The sequence below is a fragment of the Pseudoponticoccus marisrubri genome, assembly GCF_001482405.1.
Classification (GTDB): Bacteria; Pseudomonadota; Alphaproteobacteria; order Rhodobacterales; family Rhodobacteraceae; genus Pseudoponticoccus; species Pseudoponticoccus marisrubri.
Genome location: NZ_LPXO01000014.1, coordinates 47,823 through 68,039 on the forward strand (window position 1 = coordinate 47,823; position 20,217 = coordinate 68,039).

The following is a 20,217-nucleotide window of genomic DNA, read 5'->3' on the forward strand; positions in this document are numbered from 1 at the left end:
GGCAAACCGGCCCGTCAGGGAGGAAAGATGACACATATGCGCAACCTGCTGGCCGCATCCACGGCCCTGTGTGCCGGCGCGGTCCATGCGGCCGATCTGGAAGTGACCCATTGGTGGACCTCGGGCGGCGAGGCGGCGGCGGTGGCCGAGCTGGCCCGCGCGCTGGACGCCAACCCCGACCACAGCTGGGTGGACGGGGCCATTGCCGGCGGCGGCGGCACGGCGCGCCCGATCGTGGTCAGCCGGATCATCGGCGGCGACCCGATGGGCGCGTTCCAGTTCAACCATGGCCGCCAGGCCGAGGAACTGATTGAGGCCGGTCTGCTGCGCGACATGACCCATGTGGCCGAGGCCGAAGGCTGGGCCGATATCGTCAACCCGCCCTCGCTGCTGGAGGCCTGCACGGTGGACGGCCGCATCTACTGCGCGCCGGTCAATATCCATTCCTGGCAATGGCTGTGGCTGTCCAACGCGGCCTTCGAGGCGGCGGGCGTGGATGTGCCGACCAACTGGGACGAATACACCGCCGCGGCCGACGCGCTGCGCGCCGCCGACATCCAGCCGCTGGCGCTGGGCGCGCAGCCCTGGCAGAGCTCGGGGCTGTTCAACGTGCTCATGGCCACGCTGGCCGGGCCCGAGGTGCTGACGCAGATCTATGGCGAGGGCGATTCCGAGCTGGCGGCGGGCGAGGAGATGGCCCGCGTCTTCCAAGCGGCCGCGGCGGCGCGCGACATGGCGCGCGGCTCGAACGTGCAGGACTGGAACCAGGCCACCAACCTTGTGATCACCGATGCCGCCGGGGGCCAGATCATGGGCGACTGGGCGCAGGGCGAGTTCGCCGTGGCCGGCGAAACCGCGGGCGCGGATTATACCTGCCTGCCGGGACTGGGCGTGCGCGACGTGATCTCGACCGGGGGCGACGCCTTCTACTTCCCCGAGACCGGAGATGCCGAGATCGAGGCCGCGCAGGACGCGCTGGCGGCGATCCTGCTGGCGCCGGACACGCAGGTGGCCTTCAACCTCAAGAAGGGCTCGCTGCCGATCCGCGGCGATGTCGACCTCGCCGCGGCCAATGACTGCATGAAGAAGGGGTTGGAGATCCTCGCCGCCGGCAGCACCATGCCGGACGTGAACATGCTTAACACCGAGGACACGAACAACCAGCTCAACGACCTGTTCGTGCAGTTCTTCCAGGATGACGGGATCACGCCCGAGGCGGCGCAGGAGACCTTCGTCTCGATCGTTCGCCGCAAGGACTGACCCGGCCGCCCCGTCCCGGCCTGCGCGCACCTGCGGCGGGCCGGGACGGGGCCCCACATTTCCCGGCAGGAGGCCGCGAGCATGGCGCACGCCCGCCCCAATCCGCTGTTCCGCAACCTGATGGCCAAGCTGGCCGCGATCCCGATGATACTGACCGCCATGGTGGTCTTCGTCGGCGGCACGGCCTGGACGGTGACCTATTCCTTCACCAACTCCAAGCTTCTGCCGCGCGAAAAATTCGTCGGCCTGCAGCAATACGAGCGGCTGTGGGAGACCGAGCGCTGGATGGTCTCGATCGAGAACCTGATGATCTACGGCATCTGCTCGATGGTGCTCAGCCTGCTGATCGGCTTCGTGCTGGCGGCGCTGATGGACCAGAAGATCCGCTTCGAGAACACCTTCCGCACCATCATCCTCTACCCGTTCGCGCTCAGCTTCATCGTCACGGGGCTGGTCTGGCAGTGGATCCTGAACCCCGAGTTCGGCATCCAGGGCATCGTGCGCGGCATGGGCTGGGTCGGCTTCACCTTCGATCCGCTCTACAACGCGCAGATCGTGATCTTCGGCATCCTGATCGCCGGGCTCTGGCAGGGCACGGGGCTGGTCATGGTGCTGATGCTGGCGGGGCTGCGCGGCATCGACCAGGAGATCTGGAAGGCCGCCCGGGTCGACGGCATCCCGATGTGGAAGACCTATCTCTTCATCGTCATCCCGATGATGCGCCCGGTCTTCATCACCACGCTGGTGATCATCGCCAGCGGCATCGTCAAGCTCTACGACCTTGTCGTGGCGCAAACCTCGGGCGGGCCGGGCATCGCGTCCGAGGTGCCCGCGAAATACGTCTACGACTACATGTTCTCGGGGCAGAACTTGGGCCAGGGCTTTGCCGCCTCGACCATGATGCTGCTGGCCGTGCTGATCGTCGTCATCCCCTGGGCCTATCTCGAATTCGGAGGCAAGAAGCGTGTCTGAGCCGGCATCCCTGTCCGCAACCGCCGCCGGCGCCGACGCGGTGGCGCCCGCCCTGTCGGGCCCGCGCGGGCCGCGGCCCCGCAAGCGGCTGAGCCGCGCCAACATCATCGTCTACGGCACGCTGATCGTGGTCAGCCTGTACTACCTGCTGCCGCTCTACGTGATGGTGGTGACCTCGCTGAAGGGCATGCCCGAGATCCGCCTTGGCAACATCTTTGCGCCGCCCATGGAGATCACCTTCGAGCCCTGGGTCAAGGCCTGGTCCGAGGCCTGCACCGGGCTGAACTGCGACGGGCTGAGCCGGGGGTTCTGGAACTCGGTGCGGATCACCGTGCCCTCGGTCGTGCTGTCCATCGCCATCGCCAGCGTGAACGGCTACGCGCTGGCCAACTGGCGCTTCAAGGGGGCGGATGTCTTCTTCACCATCCTGATCTTCGGCGCCTTCATTCCCTACCAGGTGATGCTCTACCCGATCGTGATCCTGCTGCGCGAGATGGGGCTCTACGGCACGCTGGGCGGGCTGGTGATCGTGCATTCGATCTTCGGCATGCCGATCCTGACGCTGCTGTTCCGCAACTACTTCACCTCGCTGCCCGAGGAGCTGTTCAAGGCCGCCCGCGTTGACGGGGCCGGGTTCTGGGGGATCTATTTCCGGATCATGCTGCCCATGTCGCTGCCGATCTTCGTGGTGGCGATGATCCTGCAGGTGACCGGCATCTGGAACGACTTCCTGTTCGGCGTGGTCTATACCAAGCCCGACATCTACCCGATGACCGTGCAGCTGAACAACATCGTCAACTCGGTGCAGGGGGTGAAGGAGTACAATGTCAACATGGCGGCGACCCTTCTGACCGGGCTGGTGCCGCTGGTCATCTACTTCGTGTCCGGCAAGCTGTTCGTGCGCGGCATCGCCGCCGGGGCGGTGAAGGGATGAGCCGTGCCGCGCCGATGCCCGCCCGAGCGACGCGGGGGCCAGCCCCCGCACCCCCGGAGTATTTCGTGAAAGATGAAAGCCAGCGCCAAAGAGGCCCCGACATGCACATCACAGATCCCAGCATCTCGATCCGCAACCTCAAGCTGAGCTTCGGGGCGGTGGAGGTGCTCAAGGACCTCGATCTCGACGTGGCGCAGGGCGAGTTCGTCGTGCTGCTGGGCTCGTCCGGCTGCGGCAAGTCCACGCTCCTGAACTGCATCGCTGGGCTTTTGGATGTGAGCGACGGGCAGATCTTCATCGGCGGGCGCAACGTGACCTGGGAGGAGCCCAGCCGGCGCGGCATCGGCATGGTGTTCCAGAGCTACGCGCTCTACCCGCAGATGACGGTGGAGGCAAACCTGTCCTTCGGGTTGAAGAATGCCGGGCTGCCGCGCGACGAGATCGCGCGCAAGGTGGCCGAGGCGGCGCGCATCCTGCAGATCGAGCCGCTGCTCAAACGCAAGCCGGCGGCGCTGTCGGGCGGGCAGCGCCAGCGGGTGGCGATCGGGCGGGCACTGGTGCGCGACGTGGACGTGTTCCTGTTCGACGAGCCGCTCTCCAACCTCGATGCCAAGCTGCGCGCCGGGCTGCGGGTCGAGATCAAGCAGCTGCACCAGACCCTGTCCAACACGATGATCTACGTCACCCATGACCAAGTCGAGGCGATGACGCTGGCCGACCGGATCGCCATCATGAAGGGCGGGCAGGTGCTGCAATTCGACACCCCGCACGAGATCTATGCCCGGCCGAGCTGTCTTTACGTGGCCGAGTTCATCGGCTCGCCCTCGATGAATTTCATCGACGGGGCGGTGGCCGAGGGGATCTTTGCCGCGCCGGTGGGGGATATCGCGCTGGAAGGCTATGACTTTGCCGGCCCGCCGGGCACCGGGCCGGCGCGGCTGGGCATCCGGCCCGAGCATATCGCCAGCGGCCCGGAGGCCGAGGCCATGCCGGTGCGGCTGGAGACGGTCGTGGAACTGGTCGAGCCCTTGGGCTCGGACACGTTGGTGCGCGTCGGCGTGCAGGGGCAGAGCCTGTGGGTCCGCATGGACGGGCAGGCCGTGGTGCAGCCGGGCCAGGCGCTGCAGGTGGGTTTTGCCCCGGCGCGCGCGCATCTTTTCGACAAGGCAACCGAGGCGCGGCTCTAGGCGCGTCGCAGAAGGACCGACATCATGGACATTTCTTATCAGCTGTATTCCGCGCGCGACGCGGGCCCCTGGGACGCGACGCTGCGCAAACTGGCCGGGCTGGGCTACACACAGGTCGAGGGGTTCGGCGGCGTCTATGGCGACCCGGCGGGCTTCCGTGCCCTGATGGACGAGGCCGGTCTGGCCATGCCCTCGGGGCATTTCTTCCCCGTGGGCCAGTTCGAGGACGCGCTGGAGACCACGCTGGCCACCGCCCGCACGCTGGGCATGCAGCGCATCTTCTGCCCGGCACCCGAGGATGCGCTGCGCAACGCGCCGCAGGACGTGGCCGCCTGGACGGACCTGGCCGCGCGGCTGGAGGCGGCCGGCCACAAGGTGCGCGACGCGGGCTTTGCCTTCGGCTGGCACAACCACCACTGGGAGTTCATGGGCGAGGGGATGGAGATCCTGCTGCAGGAGGCGCCCTCGCTCGACTGGGAGATGGACGTGGCCTGGGTGGTGCGCGGCGGCGCCGACCCGCTGGACTGGATCGCGCGCTACGGCGACCGGATCACCACCGCCCATGTCAAGGACATCGCCCCCGAGGGCGATTGCGCAGACGAGGATGGCTGGGCCGATGTGGGCCAGGGCGTGCTGCCCTGGACCGAATACATGACCGCACTGCGCAAGGCGGGTGTCGATCTCTTCGTGGCCGAGCATGACAAGCCCTCGGACGCGGTACGCTTTGCCACCCGCTCCATCGCCGCCATCCGGGAGTACTGAACATGGCGCAAATGGGGATCGGCGTGATCGGCTGCGGCAACATCTCGGCCGCCTACATGAAGCTTGCCCCGCTGTTTTCGGGGATCGAGATGCGCGCCTGCGCTGATCTCGACAGCGCGGCGGCCGAGGCGCGCGCCGCCGAATTCGGCCTGCGGGCCGAGACGGTCGAGGAGCTGCTGGCCGCGCCCGATATCGACATCGTGGTCAACCTGACCGTGCCGGCGTCGCATTTCGCGGTCTCGAAGGCCATCCTCGAGGCGGGCAAGCACGCCTATTCCGAGAAACCCTTCGTGCTGACGCTGGACGAGGGCGAGGCGCTGCGCGCCTTGGCCGAGAAGAAGGGGCTGCGCGTGGGTTCGGCGCCGGACACCTTCCTTGGTGGTGCGCACCAGCTGGCCCGCGCCGCGCTGGACGAGGGCCGGGCGGGCCGCATCACCGGCGGCACCTGCCACGTGCTGTCCTTCGGCATGGAACATTGGCACCCGAACCCCGATTTCTTCTTCCAGCCGGGGGGCGGGCCGATCCTCGATCTCGGGCCCTATTACATCACCAATCTCGTGCAGCTTTTGGGTCCGGTGCGCTCGGTGGCCGCGATGACCGGGCGGGGGCGCGCCACGCGCACCATCGCCAACGGGCCGCGCAATGGCGAGGAGATACCGGTCGAGACGCCGACCACGGCGCATGCGCTGCTGGAATTCGCCCAGGGCGCCATCGTCACGCTGGGCGCCAGCTGGGACGTCAAGGCGCACCGCCACGCCAACATGGAGCTCTACGGGCTCGACGCCTCGCTCTACGTGCCCGATCCGAACTTCTTCGGCGGCGACGTGGAGCTGGCCGATCCCGAGGGCCGGGTCGCGCTGGAGGAGCGCGGCCACCCGTTCGGCGTGGCCAATCTCGAGGACGGGCGCGGCATCCCGCGGGCCAATTACCGCTGCGCCGGGCTGGCCGAGATGGCGCAGGCCATCGCCGCGGGGCGGCCGCACAGATGCAGCCTTGAACTTGCCACCCATGTGGTCGAGGTCATGACGACGATCCTGGCGGCGGGCGAGGCCCGGGCCTGGATCGAGATGACAACCACCTGCGACCGGCCCGCCGCTCTCGATCCCGAACAGGCGCGGGCCCTGCTGGCATAAGGAGACGCCCGTCATGGTCTGGACCGCATCCGAGACCCGTTACGACCGAATGAGCTATCGCCGCTGCGGGCGGTCGGGGCTGAAGCTCCCGGCCGTCTCGCTGGGGCTGTGGCACAATTTCGGCGACGACACCCCGCATCAGACCAAGCGCGAGATCTGCCGCACCGCCTTCGATCACGGCATCACGCATTTCGACCTCGCCAACAATTACGGGCCCGAGCCGGGTTCGGCCGAGCGCGCCTTCGGCGAGCTGTTGCGCACCGATTTCGCGCCCTATCGCGACGAGATGATCATCTCGTCCAAGGCGGGCTATGGCATGTGGCCGGGGCCCTATGGCGAATGGGGGTCGCGCAAGTACCTGATCGCCTCCTGCGACCAGTCGCTCAGGCGGATGGGGCTCGACTATGTCGACATCTTCTACTCGCACCGCTTCGACCCCGACACCCCGCTCGAAGAGACGATGATGGCGCTCGACCACATCGTGCGCTCGGGCCGGGCGCTCTATGTCGGCATCTCCTCCTACAACGCGCAGCGCACCCGCGAGGCGGCCGAGATCCTGCGCCAGCTCGGCACGCCCTGCCTGATCCACCAGCCCTCCTATTCCATGCTCAACCGCTGGGTCGAGGAGGACGGGCTCCTGGACGCGCTGGACGATCTGGGCATCGGCTCCATCGCCTTCTCGCCGCTGGCGCAGGGCATGCTGACCACGAAATATCTCGGCGGTGTGCCCGAGGGCAGCCGCCTGACACAGGGCAAGTCGCTGCGCGAGAGCTTTGTCACCGACGAGGTGCTGGAGCGCATCCGCGCGCTCAACGCCATCGCCGAGCGGCGCGGCCAGACGCTGGCGCAGATGGCCATCGCCTGGGTGTTGCGCCGGGGCCGGGTCACGACCGCGCTGATCGGCGCGTCGAAACCCGCGCAGGTGGCCGATTGCGCCGGCGTGGTGGACAATCTCGACTTCACCGATGACGAGCTGGCCGAGATCGACAGCCACGCGAAGGACGCCAATATCAATCTCTGGGCCGCCTCGGCCGAGCGCGACGGGCCGTCCCGGTGACGCCCCGGCCCCTTTCATCTTTCCCCAAATACTCCCGCCGGAGGCGTCGGCGGGGGGCATGGGCGCAAGGGGGCCTGTCATGATCCGCAACCCGATCCTGCCCGGGTTCAACCCCGACCCGTCGATCTGCCGGGTCGGGCAGAGCTTCTACATCGCCACCTCGACCTTCGAATGGTATCCCGGCGTGCAGATCCACCGCTCCACCGATCTCGCCAACTGGGCGCTCTGCGCCCGCCCGCTCGACCGCGCCGCACTGCTGGACATGCGCGGCAATCCCGACAGCGGCGGGATCTGGGCGCCCTGCCTCAGCTTTGCCGACGGCCAGTTCTGGCTGGTCTATACCGACGTCAAGCGCAACACCGGCAATTTCAAGGACGCGCATAACTACATCACCCGCGCCCCGTCGATCGAGGGGCCGTGGTCCGACCCGGTCTACGTGAATTCCTCAGGCTTCGACCCGTCGCTCTTCCACGACACGGACGGGCGCAAGTGGTTTCTCAACATGCAGTGGAACCATCGCGGCGGCTCGGTCGGCGGGCACCCGGTCCACCCGGCCTTCGACGGCATCCTCTGCCAGGAATGGCATCCCGAGCACGGGCTGACCGGGCCGGTCACCAATATCTTCCCCGGCAGCGCGCACGGGCTGACCGAGGCGCCGCATCTCTTCCGGCGCGACGGCTGGTACTACCTGACCGTGGCCGAGGGCGGCACCGGCTATGGCCATGCGGTCACCATGGCGCGGTCGCGCGAGCTCCTCGGCCCCTATGAACTGCACCCCGACACGCATCTTTTCACCGCCAGGGACGCGCCCGGCAGCGCGCTGCAGCGCGTGGGCCATGGCCAGATCGTCGAGACCGAAGAGGGCGAGACATGGCACACCTTCCTGTGTTCGCGGCCCATCGATGCCGACGGCACGCGCAGCCATCTGTCGGGGCGCGGGCGGGGTTTCTCGCCGCTCGGCCGCGAGACGGGGATCGAGCGCTGCGTCTGGCGCGACGGCTGGCTCTGGCCCGAGACGGGCGATCCCGTGCCGCGCATTCAGATCCCCGCACCGGCCGAGCCACCCGCGCCGCAACCGGTGATCCGGCGCTTCGACAGCACGATTCTGCCGCCGGAATTCCAGTGGCTGCGCACGCCCCATCCCGACCGCATCTTCACGCTGACGGGCGAGGCGCTGCAGCTGATCGGTCGCGAGAGCATCGGCAGCTGGTTCGAACAGGCGCTGGTCGCCCGCCGGCAGGAGCATCTGGCCTACCGGGCCGAGACCACGTTGCAGGATTTCACCCCTGACAGCTACCAGCAGGCCGCGGGGCTCGTGACCTATTACAACCGGCACAAGTTCCACTATCTCGCCGTCACGCATGAGCCGGGCCTCGGCCGGGCGCTGACCATCCTGTCCTGCCTCGGCGACGCGGTGGATGCGCGGCTGAGCTTTGCGATCGACCCGATGCCCATTGCCGATGGCCCGGTCGATCTGGCCGTGCGGACCGATCACGCGACGCAGCGCTTCCTCTGGCGGCAGGGGGGCGACTGGCAGGAGATCGGCCCGCCGCTCGACGCCACGCTGCTCTCGGATGAGGGCGGTCTGGGCGAGCACGGCTCCTTCACCGGCAATTTCGTCGGCATGGCCGCGCATGACGTCACGGGGCAGGGGCGCCGCGCGACATTCACCCGCTTTGCCTACCTGCCGGGAGGGGACTGATGTTTGCCAGTATCGAGACCATCGACATCGAGACCGGCGAGACCTTCGTGGTGTTGCAGACCGACGCCCATGTCGAGGCGCCCAACTGGACCCGCGACGGTGCGGCGCTGATCGTGAACTGCGACGGCCGGCTCTACACTGTCTCGCTGGCCGAGCCTGCGCTGGTGCCGATCGACACGGGCCCGCTGGCGCGGCTCAACAACGATCACGGCCTGTCGCCCTCTGGCGACCTGCTGGCGATCAGCGACAAGACCGAGACCGGGAAAAGCTGCATCTACGTGCTGCCCGCCTTGGGCGGGGTGCCGCGGCGGCTGACGCGGCAGGTGCCCTCGTGGTGGCATGGCTGGTCGCCCGATGGCGGTGCGCTGCTCTATACCTGCGTGCGCGACGAGGCCTTCGGCATCGCCACCTGTGCGCTGGAGGACGGGGCAGAGACGCTGCTGATCCACGGCCCGCACCATTATGACGGGCCGGATTACACGCCTGACGGCGCGTGGATCTGGTTCAACTCCGACCGCGGCGGGGCCATGGCGCTGTGGCGCATGCGCGCCGATGGCAGCGATGCGCAGCAGATGACCGACGGCAGCACGGTCGACTGGTTTCCGCATCCCGCGCCCGACGGGCGGCAAGTCTGCTACCTTGCCTACCCGGCCGGGACCGAGGGGCACCCGTTCGGCTGCGAGGTCGAGCTGCGCCTGATGCCGGCCGAGGGCGGCACGCCCCGGACGCTGCTGTCGCTCTTCGGCGGGCAGGGCACGCTCAACGTGCCGTGCTGGGCGCCCGACAGCCGCCGCTTCGCCTTTGTCCGCTATTCCCGACCATCCTGAGACAGGAGATTCCCATGCCCGGCCTCATCAAGGGACCCGCCCTTTTCCTTGCCCAGTTCGCGGGCGACACCGCGCCGTTCGACAGTCTCGAGAACATCACCAGATGGGCCGCGGGGCTCGGTTACAAGGGCGTGCAGATCCCGACCTTCGACCCCCGGCTTTTCGACACCGACAAGGCGGCCGAAAGCGCGACCTACCGGGACGAGGTCAAGGGGATCTGCGCCGAGGCAGGCGTCGAGATCACCGAGCTGTCGACCCATCTGCAGGGCCAGCTGGTCGCGGTGAACCCCGTCTATGACGCGGCGTTCGACGCCTTCGCGCCGGCGGCGGTGCATGGAAACCCGCGGGCGCGGCAGGACTGGGCGGTGGACCAGGTCACCAAGGTCGCGCGCATCTCGCGCGCCATGGGGCTGGACACCACGGTCAGCTTCACCGGCTCGCTGGCCTTCCCCTTCCTCTACCCCTGGCCGCAGCGCCCCGCCGGGCTGGTGGAGGAGGCCTTTGCCGAGCTGGCCCGCCGCTGGAGGCCCATCCTCGATGTCTACGAGGAGGAGGGCGTCGATATCGGCTTCGAGATCCACCCGGGCGAGGACGTGTTCGACGGCGCCACCTGGGAGATGTTCCTCGACGCGCTGGACGGGCATGGTCGGGCGCGGATCAACTACGATCCCAGCCATTTCCTGCTGCAGGCGATGGATTACCTGCAGTTCATCGACCTCTACCACGACCGGATCTGCGCCTTCCACGTCAAGGATGCCGAGTTCAATCCAGACGGGCGGCAGGGCGTCTATTCCGGCTACCAGCCCTGGCTGCACCGCGCGGGCCGCTTCCGCAGCCTCGGCGACGGGCAGGTGGATTTCGGTGCCATCTTCTCGCGTCTGGCCACCTACGACTATGACAGCTGGGCGGTGCTGGAATGGGAGTGCTGCCTGAAATCGCCCGAGCAGGGCGCCGCCGAAGGCGCTCCCTTCATCGCCGAGCACATCATCGAGGTGACCGACAAGGCCTTCGACGATTTCGCCGGGGGCGAGACCGACATGGGTGCAATCCACAAGATGCTGGGGGTGACGCGATGAGACCGCTGCGACTGGGCATGGTGGGCGGTGGGCAGGGCGCCTTCATCGGCGGCGTGCACCGCATCGCGTCGCGCATCGACGCGCAGTGGCAGCTGGTCGCCGGGGCGCTGTCCTCGGACCCGGCCCGCGCCCGCGCCTCGGCCGAGGAGTTGGGCATCGCCGGCGACCGCGCCTATGACGATTTCGAGACCATGGCCCGGGCCGAGGCGGCGCGGGACGACGGCATCGACGCGGTGGCCATCGTCACGCCCAACCACATGCATGCCGCCCCCGCCGTGGCGTTTTTGCGCGCCGGCATCCACGTGATCTGCGACAAGCCGCTGGCCGCCACGGCCGAACAGGCCGCGCAGATCGAGGCCGCGCAGGCCGAGAGCGGCAGGCTGTTCATCTTGACCCACAACTATACCGGCTACCCGCTGGTGCGGCAGGCGCGCGAGATGGTCGCGCGCGGCGACCTGGGCGAGATCCGGGTGGTCCACGTGGAATACGTGCAGGACTGGCTGGCCGAAGAGGTGCACAACAAGCAGGCCGAGTGGCGCACCGACCCGGCGCGCTCGGGCGCGGGGGGCTGCGTCGGCGATATCGGCACCCATGCCTTCAACCTCGCCAGCTATGTCACCGGGCTGTCGGCGCAGGCGCTGGCCGCCGATCTCGACGCCTTCGTGCCGGGGCGGCCGGTCGATGACAATGTGCATGTCATGCTGCGCTTCGAGGGGGGCGCCAAGGGCATGCTCTGGGCCAGCCAGGTCGCCACCGGCAACGAGAACGCGCTGCGCCTGCGCGTCCACGGCACCAAGGGTGGGCTGGACTGGGCGCAGGAGAGTCCCAACGTGATGACCTATACCCCGCTGGGTGCGCCCAAGCAGATCCTGACCCGCGGCGGGGCCGGGGCCAGCGCGGCGGGGCTGCGCCACCTGCGCGTGCCGCCGGGCCATCCCGAGGGCTATCTCGAAGGCTTCGCCACGCTCTATGCCGAGGCCGCCAGCCTGATCCGCCACGCCGATACGGGCGCCCCGCTGCCCGAGGGCGTGCACACGCCCGACCTGTCCGACGGGCTGGCCGGCATGCGCTTCATCGCGGCCTGCCTCGCCTCGTCCGAGGCGGACGGCGCCTGGACGTCGCTGGCGCGCTGAGCAGGCGGGGTTTGATCCGGATCAACGCGCCGGGCCTTTCTGCGATGCAGAATGACCGGGCGAACCGGAGAACCCCATGCCCGATGCAGCTGGCACCGCGCCCGAGGTGGTCTTTCGCGCCGAGGGGCTGACCAAGATCTACGACACCGGCGAGGTGCAGGTCCACGCGCTGGCGGGCGTGGATCTTGCGCTCTATGCCTCGGAGCTGTCGGTGCTGCTGGGCCCGTCGGGCTCGGGCAAGTCGACCCTGCTGAACATCCTCGGCGGGCTGGACCATCCCACCGGCGGGCGCTTCTGGTTCCGCGACCGCGACATGACCGGCGCGGGCGACCGCGCGCTGACCCGTTACCGGCGCGACCATGTGGGGTTCGTCTTCCAGTTCTACAACCTTGTGCCCAGCCTGACCGCGCGCGAGAACGTGCAACTGGTCACCGACGTGGCGCGCGATCCCATGCGGCCGGCCGAGGCGCTGGAGCTGGTCGGGCTGGGCCACCGGATGGACCATTTCCCGGCCCAGATGTCGGGCGGCGAACAGCAGCGCGTGGCCATCGCGCGGGCCATTGCCAAGCGCCCCGAGGTGCTGCTCTGCGACGAGCCCACCGGCGCGCTGGACAGCCGGACCGGCACGCAGGTGCTGGAAACCCTGCGCCGGGTCAACGAGGAGTTCGGCACCACTACCGTGGTCATCACCCATAACGCGGCAATCCGGCAGATGGCGCACCGGGTGATCCGCTTTGCCGACGGACGGATCGAGCGGATCGAGGTCAATGACCACCGGCTCGCCCCGTCCGAGATTCACTGGTAGCGCCATGCAGGCCATCGACCTCAAGCTGATGCGCGACTTCCGCCGGCTCTGGGTGCAGGGCCTGGCCATCGCGCTGGTGCTGGCGGCAGGCGTCACGGTCATCCTGATGTCGGTCGGCATGAGCCGCGCCCTGAACGAGACACGCGCCGCCTATTACGACGACAACCGCTTTGCCCATGTCTTTGCCTCGACCCGGCGTGCGCCCCTGTCGGTGCTGCCCGATCTGCGCGCCATCGAGGGCGTGGCCCAAGTCGAGGCGCAGGTGCGCGGCTATGCCATGCTGGACCTGCCCGGCCGGACCAAGCCGGCCACCGGGCTGTTGATCTCGCGCCCCGCCTCGGGCGCGGCGCTGCTCAACGTGCCGATCCTGCGCAGCGGGCGCTGGCCCGAGGCCCCGTCCGAGGTGGTGGTCAACGAACCCTTTGCCGAGGCGAACGGCTTCGTGCCGGGCGATGTCGTTTCGGTCAACCTGAACGGCCGCAAGCGCGCGCTGACCATCACCGGCACGGCGCTGTCGCCGGAATTCGTCTACACGATCGGGCCCGGCGCGCTGATGCCGCAGAACGAGACCTTCGGCATCCTGTGGCTGACCGCCGAGGTGATGGATGCCGCCTTCGGCATGGCCGGGGCCTTCAACACGCTGTCGCTGACCGTGCTGCCGCGCACCCCGCTGGAGCCGGTCAAGGAGGCGGTCCGGGCGCGGCTGGATCCCTATGGCGCCACCACCCCCGTCGACCGCTCGGGCCAGCAGTCGAACGCCTTTCTCGAGACCGAGATCACCCAGCTGGAGGTGCTGGCCTACGTGCTGCCGCCGGTCTTTCTCGGCATCACCGTCTTTCTCGTGAATATGGTGATGGGCCGCATCGTGCAGCTGGAACGCGCCGAGATCGGGCTGCTCAAGGCGATCGGCTACAGCAATTTCGAAATCGCGCTGCATTACCTGATGCTGGCCGGGCTGATCGCGCTGGTGGGCGTGGGCATCGGCTGGGCCGCGGGCACATGGCTGGCCCAGAGCATGGCGTCGCTCTATGCCAAGTATTACGATTTTCCCTATCTCGTCTTCGGCGTGTCTCCCGGCGTCTACGCGGCCTCGGCCGCGCTGGGGTTGGCGGCGACCAGCGCGGGCGCGCTGCGCAGCGCGCTGGGGGCGGCGCGGCTGGCACCGGCCGTGGCCATGGCGCCGCCCGCGCCGCCGCGCTTCCGCCAGACCCTGCTGGACCGCGCCATCGCCGCGCTGCGCCTGTCCCAGCCCAGCCGCATGATCCTGCGCAGCCTGCTGCGCTGGCCGCTGCGCGCGGCGATGACCATGCTGGGCATGGCGCTGGCCGTCTCGGTGCTGGTGGCGTCGAACTTCTTTCCCGACGCGGTGGACGAGATCATCGACAAGGGCTTCTACCAGTCCAACCGGCAGGACATCCTGCTGCTCTTCGATCCCGACGCGCCGATCTCGGCGCTGGAGGAGGTGCGTCGCCTGCCCGGCGTGCTGCAGGTGGAGCCGCAGCAATACCATGCCGCACGGCTGATCCACGGCCCCTATGAAAAGCTCTTGCCGGTCTCGACCGTGGCGCCCGGGGCAGACCTGGCCCGCGTGGTCGACGATGCCGGCCGCGTGGTCACGCCCGAGGGCGGCGGGCTGCTGATCTCGGAGCGGCTGGCCGAGGCGCTGCGCGCCCGGGTGGGCGACACGCTGACCGTCAGCTTCGAAAGCGGCCTGCGCGAGAGGCACCGGATCCCCGTGACCGGCATCGTCACCCAGTTCTTCGGGCTGGGCGCCTATCTCGACCATGACACGCTGAACCGGCTGTTCCGGCAGAGCCCGCGCGTGTCCAATGTCAACGTGACGCTGGCCGATCCCGACGCCGCGGCCGATTTCGAGGCGCGGATCAAGGATTTCCCGCGGCTGATGGGCACGATCAACATGACCGAGAACCGGCGCAGCTTCCTCGAGACGCTCAGCCAGAACATCCTCGTCGTGACGGCCGTCTATGCCGCGCTGGGCGCGATCATCACGGTGGGCGTGGCCTACAATGCCGCGCGGGTGCAATTGTCGGAACGCGCGCGCGAACTGGCCAGCCTGCGCATCCTGGGCTTCGGCAAGGGCGAGGTGGCCTATATCCTCGCCGGCGAGGTGATGCTGCTGGCGATCCTCGCGCAGCCGCTGGGCTGGTGGATCGGGACCGAGGTCGCCCGCGCCATGACCTCGGGCTTCTCCAGCGATCTCTACGCCATCCCGCTGGTGCTGGAGCCGGCGACCTATGCGCGCGCCAGCCTGATCGTACTGGGCGCCGCGGCAGGCTCGGTGGCGCTGGTGGCCCGGCGGCTGGGCCGGCTCGACCTGATCTCGGTGATGAAGACGAGGGAATGACGCGATGACACTCTCCATCCGGACCGTGGGCCTGTCGGCCCTTGCGCTGGCCATCCTCGGGGGGCTGGCCGTCACGGCCTTCCGCTCGGACCCGATCCCGGTCGATCTTGCCACGCTGGAACGGGGCGCGCTCAGCGTCACCGTCGATGCCGAGGGCCAGACCCGCATACGCGACCGCTATGACGTTGCCGCCCCCATCGCGGGCACGCTGCGCCGCGCACCGGTCGCGGTGGGCGACCTCGTGGCCAAGGACGTGACCGTGGTGGCACAGGTGGACCCGGCGACCTCGGGCCTGCTGGATGCGCGCAGCCGGGCCGAGGCCGAGGCGGCGCTGCACGAGGCCGAGGCCGCGGTGCAATATGCCCGCGCCGAGGTGACCCGCACCGAGGCGGAGGCGGCGCATGCCCAGGCGCAATACGACCGGGCCCGCGCGCTGGCCGAGCGCGGGGCCGGCGCGCTGACCGCGCTCGAGGATGCCGAGCAGCGTCGCGCCATCGCGCGCGCGGCCACCCAGTCGGCCAAGGCGCGGCTGCAGATGGCCGTAGCCGGGCTGGAACGCGCCCGCGCCGTGCTCAGCCAGCCCGATGCCGGGGATGCCGCGGCGTCCTGCTGCCTGACCCTGACCGCCCCGGCCGATGGCGTCGTGGTCGAGATCGCCGACCGAAGCGCCCGGCCGGTGGTGGCCGGCGCGCCGATCCTGACCATCGGCGACCCTGCGGATCTGGAAATCGTGGTGGACCTGCTGTCCTCCGAGGCGACGCGCCTGGCGCCGGGAGCCCCTGCACGGGTCGAGCGCTGGGGCGGCGCGACGCCGCTCTCGGCCGAGCTGCGCCTGATCGAGCCGGCGGCGCGCACCGTCGTCTCGGCGCTCGGCATCGAGGAGCAGCGTGTCGACGCGGTGCTGGACATCACCTCGCCGCCCGAGGCCCGCGCGGGACTGGGCGACGGCTTCGCCGTCTTCGTGCGGATCGAGGAATGGCGCACCGAGGATGCGCTGCTGATCCCGCTCGCCGCGGTGTTCCGGCGCGGCGGGGCCTGGTTCACCTTCGTGGTCGAAGACGGGGTCGTGCAAGAGCGCGGGATCGAGATCGGCCGCCGCGACGGGCGCTTCGCCGTGGTCGAGGCCGGGCTGGCCGCGGGCGATGCGGTGATCCTGCACCCGCCCGACACGATCGAGCCGGGCGTGGCCGTCACCCCCCGCGCACGCCGCTAGGGCCGGGGAGAAGCCGCTTCGAAGCGGCTTGCGGCGCCCCGTGGCAACCGTTCGACCGAATGGCGGCCGGGCAAGCGGGCCCAATCCGCGCCACCCCCCGCGCGATGGTTTCCGTGTTCTCCCGGCATGTCGATGGTCTGCCGACCGGTGCCGCCGGGGGCCAAGCCGCTTCGAAGCGGCTTCCGTCGCACGAACGCTTACGCCTGCGCCCGGGACATCAGTCGTGGCGAAAGCGCCGCATCTCCATCAGGAAGAGGCTGGCCAGCGCCTGTCCATAGGGCGCGGCCACGTTGCCGATCTGCCTGTAGAACGCCAGCGTGTCGCCCATCGGCGTGCCGTCCGAGACATCCGCGAGGATCCCGTCCACCCCGATGCGCTGCAGGATCGCGTCGCAGGCCCTCTCGGCGATCGTCGCGTGATCGGGCGCCAGCAGCCCCGTGCGGATGCCGCAGAGCACGCCATAGCCGATGCCGGCCGTGGCCGAGGCCTCGACCGGCGCGTCGGGATCGTCGAGCAGCGTGGGGAACATGCCATCGGCCCGCTGGCAGCCGGCCAGCGCCGTGACCTGGCTGCGCAGCACCTCGGCGAGGTGGCGCGACAGCGCCGGATCGGCGGGCGGGGCCAGCAAGAAGAGTTCGGGGATGGCAATGGTCACCCAGGCATTGCCGCGCGCCCAGAGCGCCCGGGCATAGTTGTGCCGCCCCTCGAAGCACCAGCCGTGGAAGAACAGCCCCGTCGCCGTGTCGGCGAGGTGGCGCAGGTGCACGAGGTACTGGTATTGCGCCTCGGACACCCAGTCCGCGCGCCCCGTCATGCGGCCGGTCTGGGCGAGGAACAACACCGCCATGAACAGCGTGTCATCCCAGAGCTGGCCGGGGCGGCGACCTTCCTTGACCACGTGTTCGAACCCGTCCTCGCCGGTCCGTGGCAGCTCGGTGACCAGCCAATGCGCCCAGTCGCCGCAGAGCGCGGTCCAGTCCGGGCGGTCGGCATGCTCGGCCAGGCAGGCCAGCGCCAGCATCGGGGCGGTGGAGTTGATCTGCCGCGCCGGCAGGCCGCGACCGATCTGCCGGTCATACCAGCGCGCCACGGCCGCGAGCGCCGCCGTGTCCTGCCGGTCCTGCGCGTCGCGCACCGCGCCGTAGAGCCCGACGCCGACCTCCCAGTCCCATTCCTCGAACAGGATCTCGTCACCGGCCCCGGCCACCGCGTGGATGCCCTTCAGCCGGCAGAACCCCGCGGCGAGCCGCACCAGCGCTGCGTCAATCTCGTCCATCTCTCCTCCAGGGCTGCAGGGGGCCACCGTTACGCGCCACATGCGGCTCGGGCGTCAGGGGGGCGAAGGGGCGGGGCGTGCCATCGACCGACAGCGTTCCGTCGAACGCCAGCGAAAGCGCCGCGCCGTCCGACCCGCGAGCCTCCAGCCGCAGCGCGGCGGCATCGAAGCGCGGCGCGGTCCGCTGCAGGCGCGCGTCGAGCCCTGCGCTGTCCTCGCCCGGCATGGCCAGCGTCACCACCCAGCCCAGCCGTGGCCCCGTGGCGCGCCAGAGGCTGCCCGCGTAAAGCCCTGGCGCCGGCGCCAGCGGGGCTGAGCACTTGGCCGCGACCGCACCGCCCGGGCCGGTCGCGCTGTCGGCAGTCTCGAAGACCCACCACTCGCCCACGCGCCGCGGCGGGGCAAAGGCGTCGCGGGTGGCAAAGAGCTGGGCGAAGGGGATCTCGGTCCAGTCGCGGTCGAGGTCCTGGATCACCAGCGCGACCGGCCCGTATTGGGCGACCTGCGGCACCACGTGGCTGCCGGCCAGCAGCGACGGGCGCCGGTCGCCCCAGGGCTTGAGCTCGCCCGGATGGTTGATCCAGAGCCGCGCCATCGGGTGCGCGGCCATCTGCACGTCCAGCACCTGCGCCTGGTGGCCCTCATCTCCGGCAGGAAGGGCACAGACCGTCGACAGCTGGCCCTGGGCGGATTTCCAAAGGCTCAGCTTGCCGGCATGGGCGTGGCCCTGCGTGTAGCGCGCCTGCAGCACCGTGCCGGGCAGCGGCGTCACCAGCGCCGCCGCCTCGGCCGTGGGCGCGTAGTCCGACAGGCAGAATAGCGCTGCGGCGCGGTCATAGCCCGGGCGGAACGGCGCGCCGAAGGCGATGGCGGCGACCGAGCCCAGCTCGGTGCAGGGGCCGGCCAGCAGCTCCTTCTCGTAGCAGCGACCCTGGCTGCCGGCGGGTGTCGTGCCGCTGGTGTGCAGCGCTGTCATCGCGAAGATCCGGTCCAGCACCGCACGCGCCCGGTCGCGCAGTGCCGGCACCATGTCATGCAGCGTGAACAGCCCCAGCAGGTCGATCGGGTAATAGGCGGCCGAGTTCCACTCGCACAGCCCGTCGCGGTCGATCGCGTCGAACCAGCGGGTCAGCCGGGCCTGCGCGTCCTGCGCGTGTTCGGCCCCTGACCGGCCGCTGTTCGTGAAGACCGCGTCGGGAAAGAGCTGCCCGGCCACGGCTTGCGCGACATGGAAACACAGCACGTGGTTTTCGGACCAGAACCACATCACGTCGTCGCCGGGCTCGGTCATCCAGTAGCGGTAGCCCAGAACCGCCGCGCGCAGCCGCGCCTGCCGGTCCGCGTCCAGCGCATTGCGCCCGTCGCGCCAGAGCCGGAGAAGCGGCAGGATCGTGAAATCCGAACAGTCCTGGCGCTCCTCGATCGTGGTCAGCGCGGCGTCGAGGATGCGGGCGACCGCCTCGGGGGCTTCCCCGCGCAAGGCCAGCAGCGTGGCGCGCGAGGGGTCGAACCCGTCACCCTCGACGATCAGCTGCGCGGCCTGTGCCTTGCGCGCGGCCAGATCGCCCGTCAGCGCCTGGCCCGGCGGCAGGTTGGTGGTGCCCAGCCGGCGCGCGACGCGCACCCCGTCCTGCGTGACCGCGATCTCGACCGGCAGGCAACCCGGCGCGGTGTCGCCCACGTCGAACAGGTGGGCCGCGGACGCGTCGGGCGTCAGGGTGACACGGGTCTGCCGCCCGGCCGCGGGATTGACCGACAGACCGCCGCGCGCGAACGGGTGCAACCCGCTGACCTCGAGCACCAGCGGGTGCTCGGGCGGGGGATCCATGACCAGCTGCGCCGGGTGGGCTTCGTGGAAGACGGCGTTCAGCCCGATCGCGCCCAGCTGCTGGGCCAATACGGCCGGATCCTGCGCCATCCCGGGCACGGCAGTCTCCAGCGCCGGACCCTCCAGCAGGGTCATCGAGACGGCGCAGGTCGTGTCGCGTTCGTGAAGGTCCTCCAGCGCAAGCGTCAGCGCGACGGGCTGCGCGGTCAGCTCCAGCGTGACCTCGCAGCTCTGGAGGCGGTTGCGGGTGAAGGGCTCGAACACGGCGACGGGCTCTGGATCGTCCTCCAGCCAGATCCGCACCCCGCCGCAGGTGGTCAGCCGGAAGCGTGCCGGCCCGGGCGTGGCGGCGCGCAGGTGGCAGCGCAGCCCGTGGCGGATCAGGACCGGGCGGTGGCGGAAGGTCGAGAAATCCACCTGCGGCCCGTCCAGCCCGGGATGCAGCCGGTCGAACGGGCCCTGCGGCCGTTCCGGGCGGCGATGGGGCAGGGCCTGTCGCAGCGCCTCGCGGCAGGGCAGGTCGCCCGTGTCGGTCCAGCCGTTGCGGAACACGTAATCCACCCGGTCCTCCATCGGGCGGGCGTGGCCGGGCCAGGGCGTGACCTCGGGCGCGGCCATGGCCCAGCGGGTCAGCGCGCTGCCGGGCGGCAGGGCGTGCCAGTCGAATGCATTGGATTGCATGTGTTT

16 protein-coding genes are annotated in these 20,217 nt (G+C 69.7%); 14 read left to right on the forward strand and 2 right to left on the reverse strand.

The window, feature by feature from the left end:
* Window positions 1–27 precede the first annotated feature (27 nt).
* The 14 genes from AVJ23_RS18055 to AVJ23_RS18120 all read left to right on the forward strand — a co-directional run bounded on the left by AVJ23_RS18055 (window position 28) and on the right by AVJ23_RS18120 (window position 16,426).
* Entirely contained in the window at window positions 28–1,260 is a 1,233-nt protein-coding gene (locus AVJ23_RS18055) for an ABC transporter substrate-binding protein (RefSeq protein WP_058863623.1), read from the forward strand.
* A gap of 81 nt (window positions 1,261–1,341) precedes the next feature.
* Entirely contained in the window at window positions 1,342–2,232 is an 891-nt protein-coding gene (locus tag AVJ23_RS18060; protein WP_058863624.1) for a carbohydrate ABC transporter permease, read from the forward strand.
* Between the two features lie 40 nt (window positions 2,233–2,272).
* Window positions 2,273–3,166 (forward strand): carbohydrate ABC transporter permease, encoded by an 894-nt coding sequence (locus AVJ23_RS18065; RefSeq protein WP_240484718.1) that lies wholly within the window; start codon window positions 2,273–2,275, stop codon window positions 3,164–3,166.
* 101 nt (window positions 3,167–3,267) lie between these two features.
* The gene (locus AVJ23_RS18070) at window positions 3,268–4,353 is read left to right on the forward strand and encodes an ABC transporter ATP-binding protein (RefSeq protein ID WP_058863626.1); all 1,086 of its coding nucleotides are present in this window, start codon (window positions 3,268–3,270) and stop codon (window positions 4,351–4,353) included.
* Window positions 4,354–4,377: 24 nt separating this feature from the next.
* Window positions 4,378–5,115, forward strand: coding sequence for a sugar phosphate isomerase/epimerase family protein (locus AVJ23_RS18075; RefSeq protein WP_058863627.1), 738 nt, complete (start codon window positions 4,378–4,380; stop codon window positions 5,113–5,115).
* Window positions 5,116–5,117: 2 nt separating this feature from the next.
* Window positions 5,118–6,248: a Gfo/Idh/MocA family protein gene (locus AVJ23_RS18080; RefSeq protein WP_058863628.1), complete on the forward strand. Its 1,131-nt coding sequence runs from the start codon at window positions 5,118–5,120 to the stop codon at window positions 6,246–6,248.
* 13 nt (window positions 6,249–6,261) lie between these two features.
* Window positions 6,262–7,305, forward strand: a complete 1,044-nt coding sequence (gene mgrA, locus AVJ23_RS18085) for an L-glyceraldehyde 3-phosphate reductase (protein ID WP_058863629.1) — start codon at window positions 6,262–6,264, stop codon at window positions 7,303–7,305.
* Between the two features lie 79 nt (window positions 7,306–7,384).
* The gene (locus tag AVJ23_RS18090; protein ID WP_058863630.1) at window positions 7,385–9,007 is read left to right on the forward strand and encodes a glycoside hydrolase family 43 protein; all 1,623 of its coding nucleotides are present in this window, start codon (window positions 7,385–7,387) and stop codon (window positions 9,005–9,007) included.
* Window positions 9,007–9,834, forward strand: coding sequence for a TolB family protein (locus AVJ23_RS18095; protein ID WP_058863631.1), 828 nt, complete (start codon window positions 9,007–9,009; stop codon window positions 9,832–9,834). Before AVJ23_RS18090 ends, AVJ23_RS18095 begins: the two co-directional genes overlap by 1 nt.
* Window positions 9,835–9,848: 14 nt before the next feature.
* Window positions 9,849–10,910 carry a sugar phosphate isomerase/epimerase family protein gene (locus AVJ23_RS18100; RefSeq protein WP_058863632.1) on the forward strand — a complete coding sequence of 354 codons (1,062 nt, stop codon included), beginning with the start codon at window positions 9,849–9,851 and terminating at the stop codon, window positions 10,908–10,910.
* Window positions 10,907–12,043, forward strand: coding sequence for a Gfo/Idh/MocA family protein (locus tag AVJ23_RS18105; protein WP_058863633.1), 1,137 nt, complete (start codon window positions 10,907–10,909; stop codon window positions 12,041–12,043). Before AVJ23_RS18100 ends, AVJ23_RS18105 begins: the two co-directional genes overlap by 4 nt.
* Before the next feature lie 76 nt (window positions 12,044–12,119).
* Window positions 12,120–12,848: an ABC transporter ATP-binding protein gene (locus tag AVJ23_RS18110; RefSeq protein ID WP_058863634.1), complete on the forward strand. Its 729-nt coding sequence runs from the start codon at window positions 12,120–12,122 to the stop codon at window positions 12,846–12,848.
* Between the two features lie 4 nt (window positions 12,849–12,852).
* Window positions 12,853–15,213, forward strand: a complete 2,361-nt coding sequence (locus tag AVJ23_RS18115) for an FtsX-like permease family protein (RefSeq protein WP_058863635.1) — start codon at window positions 12,853–12,855, stop codon at window positions 15,211–15,213.
* A gap of 4 nt (window positions 15,214–15,217) precedes the next feature.
* Window positions 15,218–16,426, forward strand: a complete 1,209-nt coding sequence (locus AVJ23_RS18120) for an efflux RND transporter periplasmic adaptor subunit (RefSeq protein ID WP_058863636.1) — start codon at window positions 15,218–15,220, stop codon at window positions 16,424–16,426.
* Between the two features lie 217 nt (window positions 16,427–16,643).
* Here AVJ23_RS18120 and bglB read toward each other — a convergent pair whose 3' ends face one another.
* Window positions 16,644–17,702: a beta-galactosidase BglB gene (bglB, locus tag AVJ23_RS18125; RefSeq protein ID WP_058863637.1), complete on the reverse strand. Its 1,059-nt coding sequence runs from the start codon at window positions 17,700–17,702 to the stop codon at window positions 16,644–16,646.
* On the reverse strand, window positions 17,689–20,211 hold the full coding sequence (locus AVJ23_RS22900) for a hypothetical protein (RefSeq protein ID WP_058863638.1): 2,523 nt from the start codon (window positions 20,209–20,211) through the stop codon (window positions 17,689–17,691). The genes bglB and AVJ23_RS22900 overlap by 14 nt, the downstream gene beginning before the upstream one ends.
* Window positions 20,212–20,217 lie beyond the last annotated feature (6 nt).

Bases quoted from the DNA above. Each gene is read 5' to 3' on its own strand.
- AVJ23_RS18055 (WP_058863623.1), top strand. From the start codon at position 28: ATGACACATATGCGCAACCTGCTGGCCGCATCCACGGCCCTGTGTGCC.
- AVJ23_RS18060 (WP_058863624.1), top strand. From the start codon at position 1,342: ATGGCGCACGCCCGCCCCAATCCGCTGTTCCGCAACCTGATGGCCAAG.
- AVJ23_RS18070 (WP_058863626.1), top strand. From the start codon at position 3,268: ATGCACATCACAGATCCCAGCATCTCGATCCGCAACCTCAAGCTGAGC.
- AVJ23_RS18075 (WP_058863627.1), top strand. From the start codon at position 4,378: ATGGACATTTCTTATCAGCTGTATTCCGCGCGCGACGCGGGCCCCTGG.
- AVJ23_RS18080 (WP_058863628.1), top strand. From the start codon at position 5,118: ATGGCGCAAATGGGGATCGGCGTGATCGGCTGCGGCAACATCTCGGCC.
- mgrA (WP_058863629.1), top strand. From the start codon at position 6,262: ATGGTCTGGACCGCATCCGAGACCCGTTACGACCGAATGAGCTATCGC.
- AVJ23_RS18090 (WP_058863630.1), top strand. From the start codon at position 7,385: ATGATCCGCAACCCGATCCTGCCCGGGTTCAACCCCGACCCGTCGATC.
- AVJ23_RS18095 (WP_058863631.1), top strand. From the start codon at position 9,007: ATGTTTGCCAGTATCGAGACCATCGACATCGAGACCGGCGAGACCTTC.
- AVJ23_RS18100 (WP_058863632.1), top strand. From the start codon at position 9,849: ATGCCCGGCCTCATCAAGGGACCCGCCCTTTTCCTTGCCCAGTTCGCG.
- AVJ23_RS18105 (WP_058863633.1), top strand. From the start codon at position 10,907: ATGAGACCGCTGCGACTGGGCATGGTGGGCGGTGGGCAGGGCGCCTTC.
- AVJ23_RS18110 (WP_058863634.1), top strand. From the start codon at position 12,120: ATGCCCGATGCAGCTGGCACCGCGCCCGAGGTGGTCTTTCGCGCCGAG.
- AVJ23_RS18115 (WP_058863635.1), top strand. From the start codon at position 12,853: ATGCAGGCCATCGACCTCAAGCTGATGCGCGACTTCCGCCGGCTCTGG.
- AVJ23_RS18120 (WP_058863636.1), top strand. From the start codon at position 15,218: ATGACACTCTCCATCCGGACCGTGGGCCTGTCGGCCCTTGCGCTGGCC.
- bglB (WP_058863637.1), bottom strand. From the start codon at position 17,702: ATGGACGAGATTGACGCAGCGCTGGTGCGGCTCGCCGCGGGGTTCTGC.
- AVJ23_RS22900 (WP_058863638.1), bottom strand. From the start codon at position 20,211: ATGCAATCCAATGCATTCGACTGGCACGCCCTGCCGCCCGGCAGCGCG.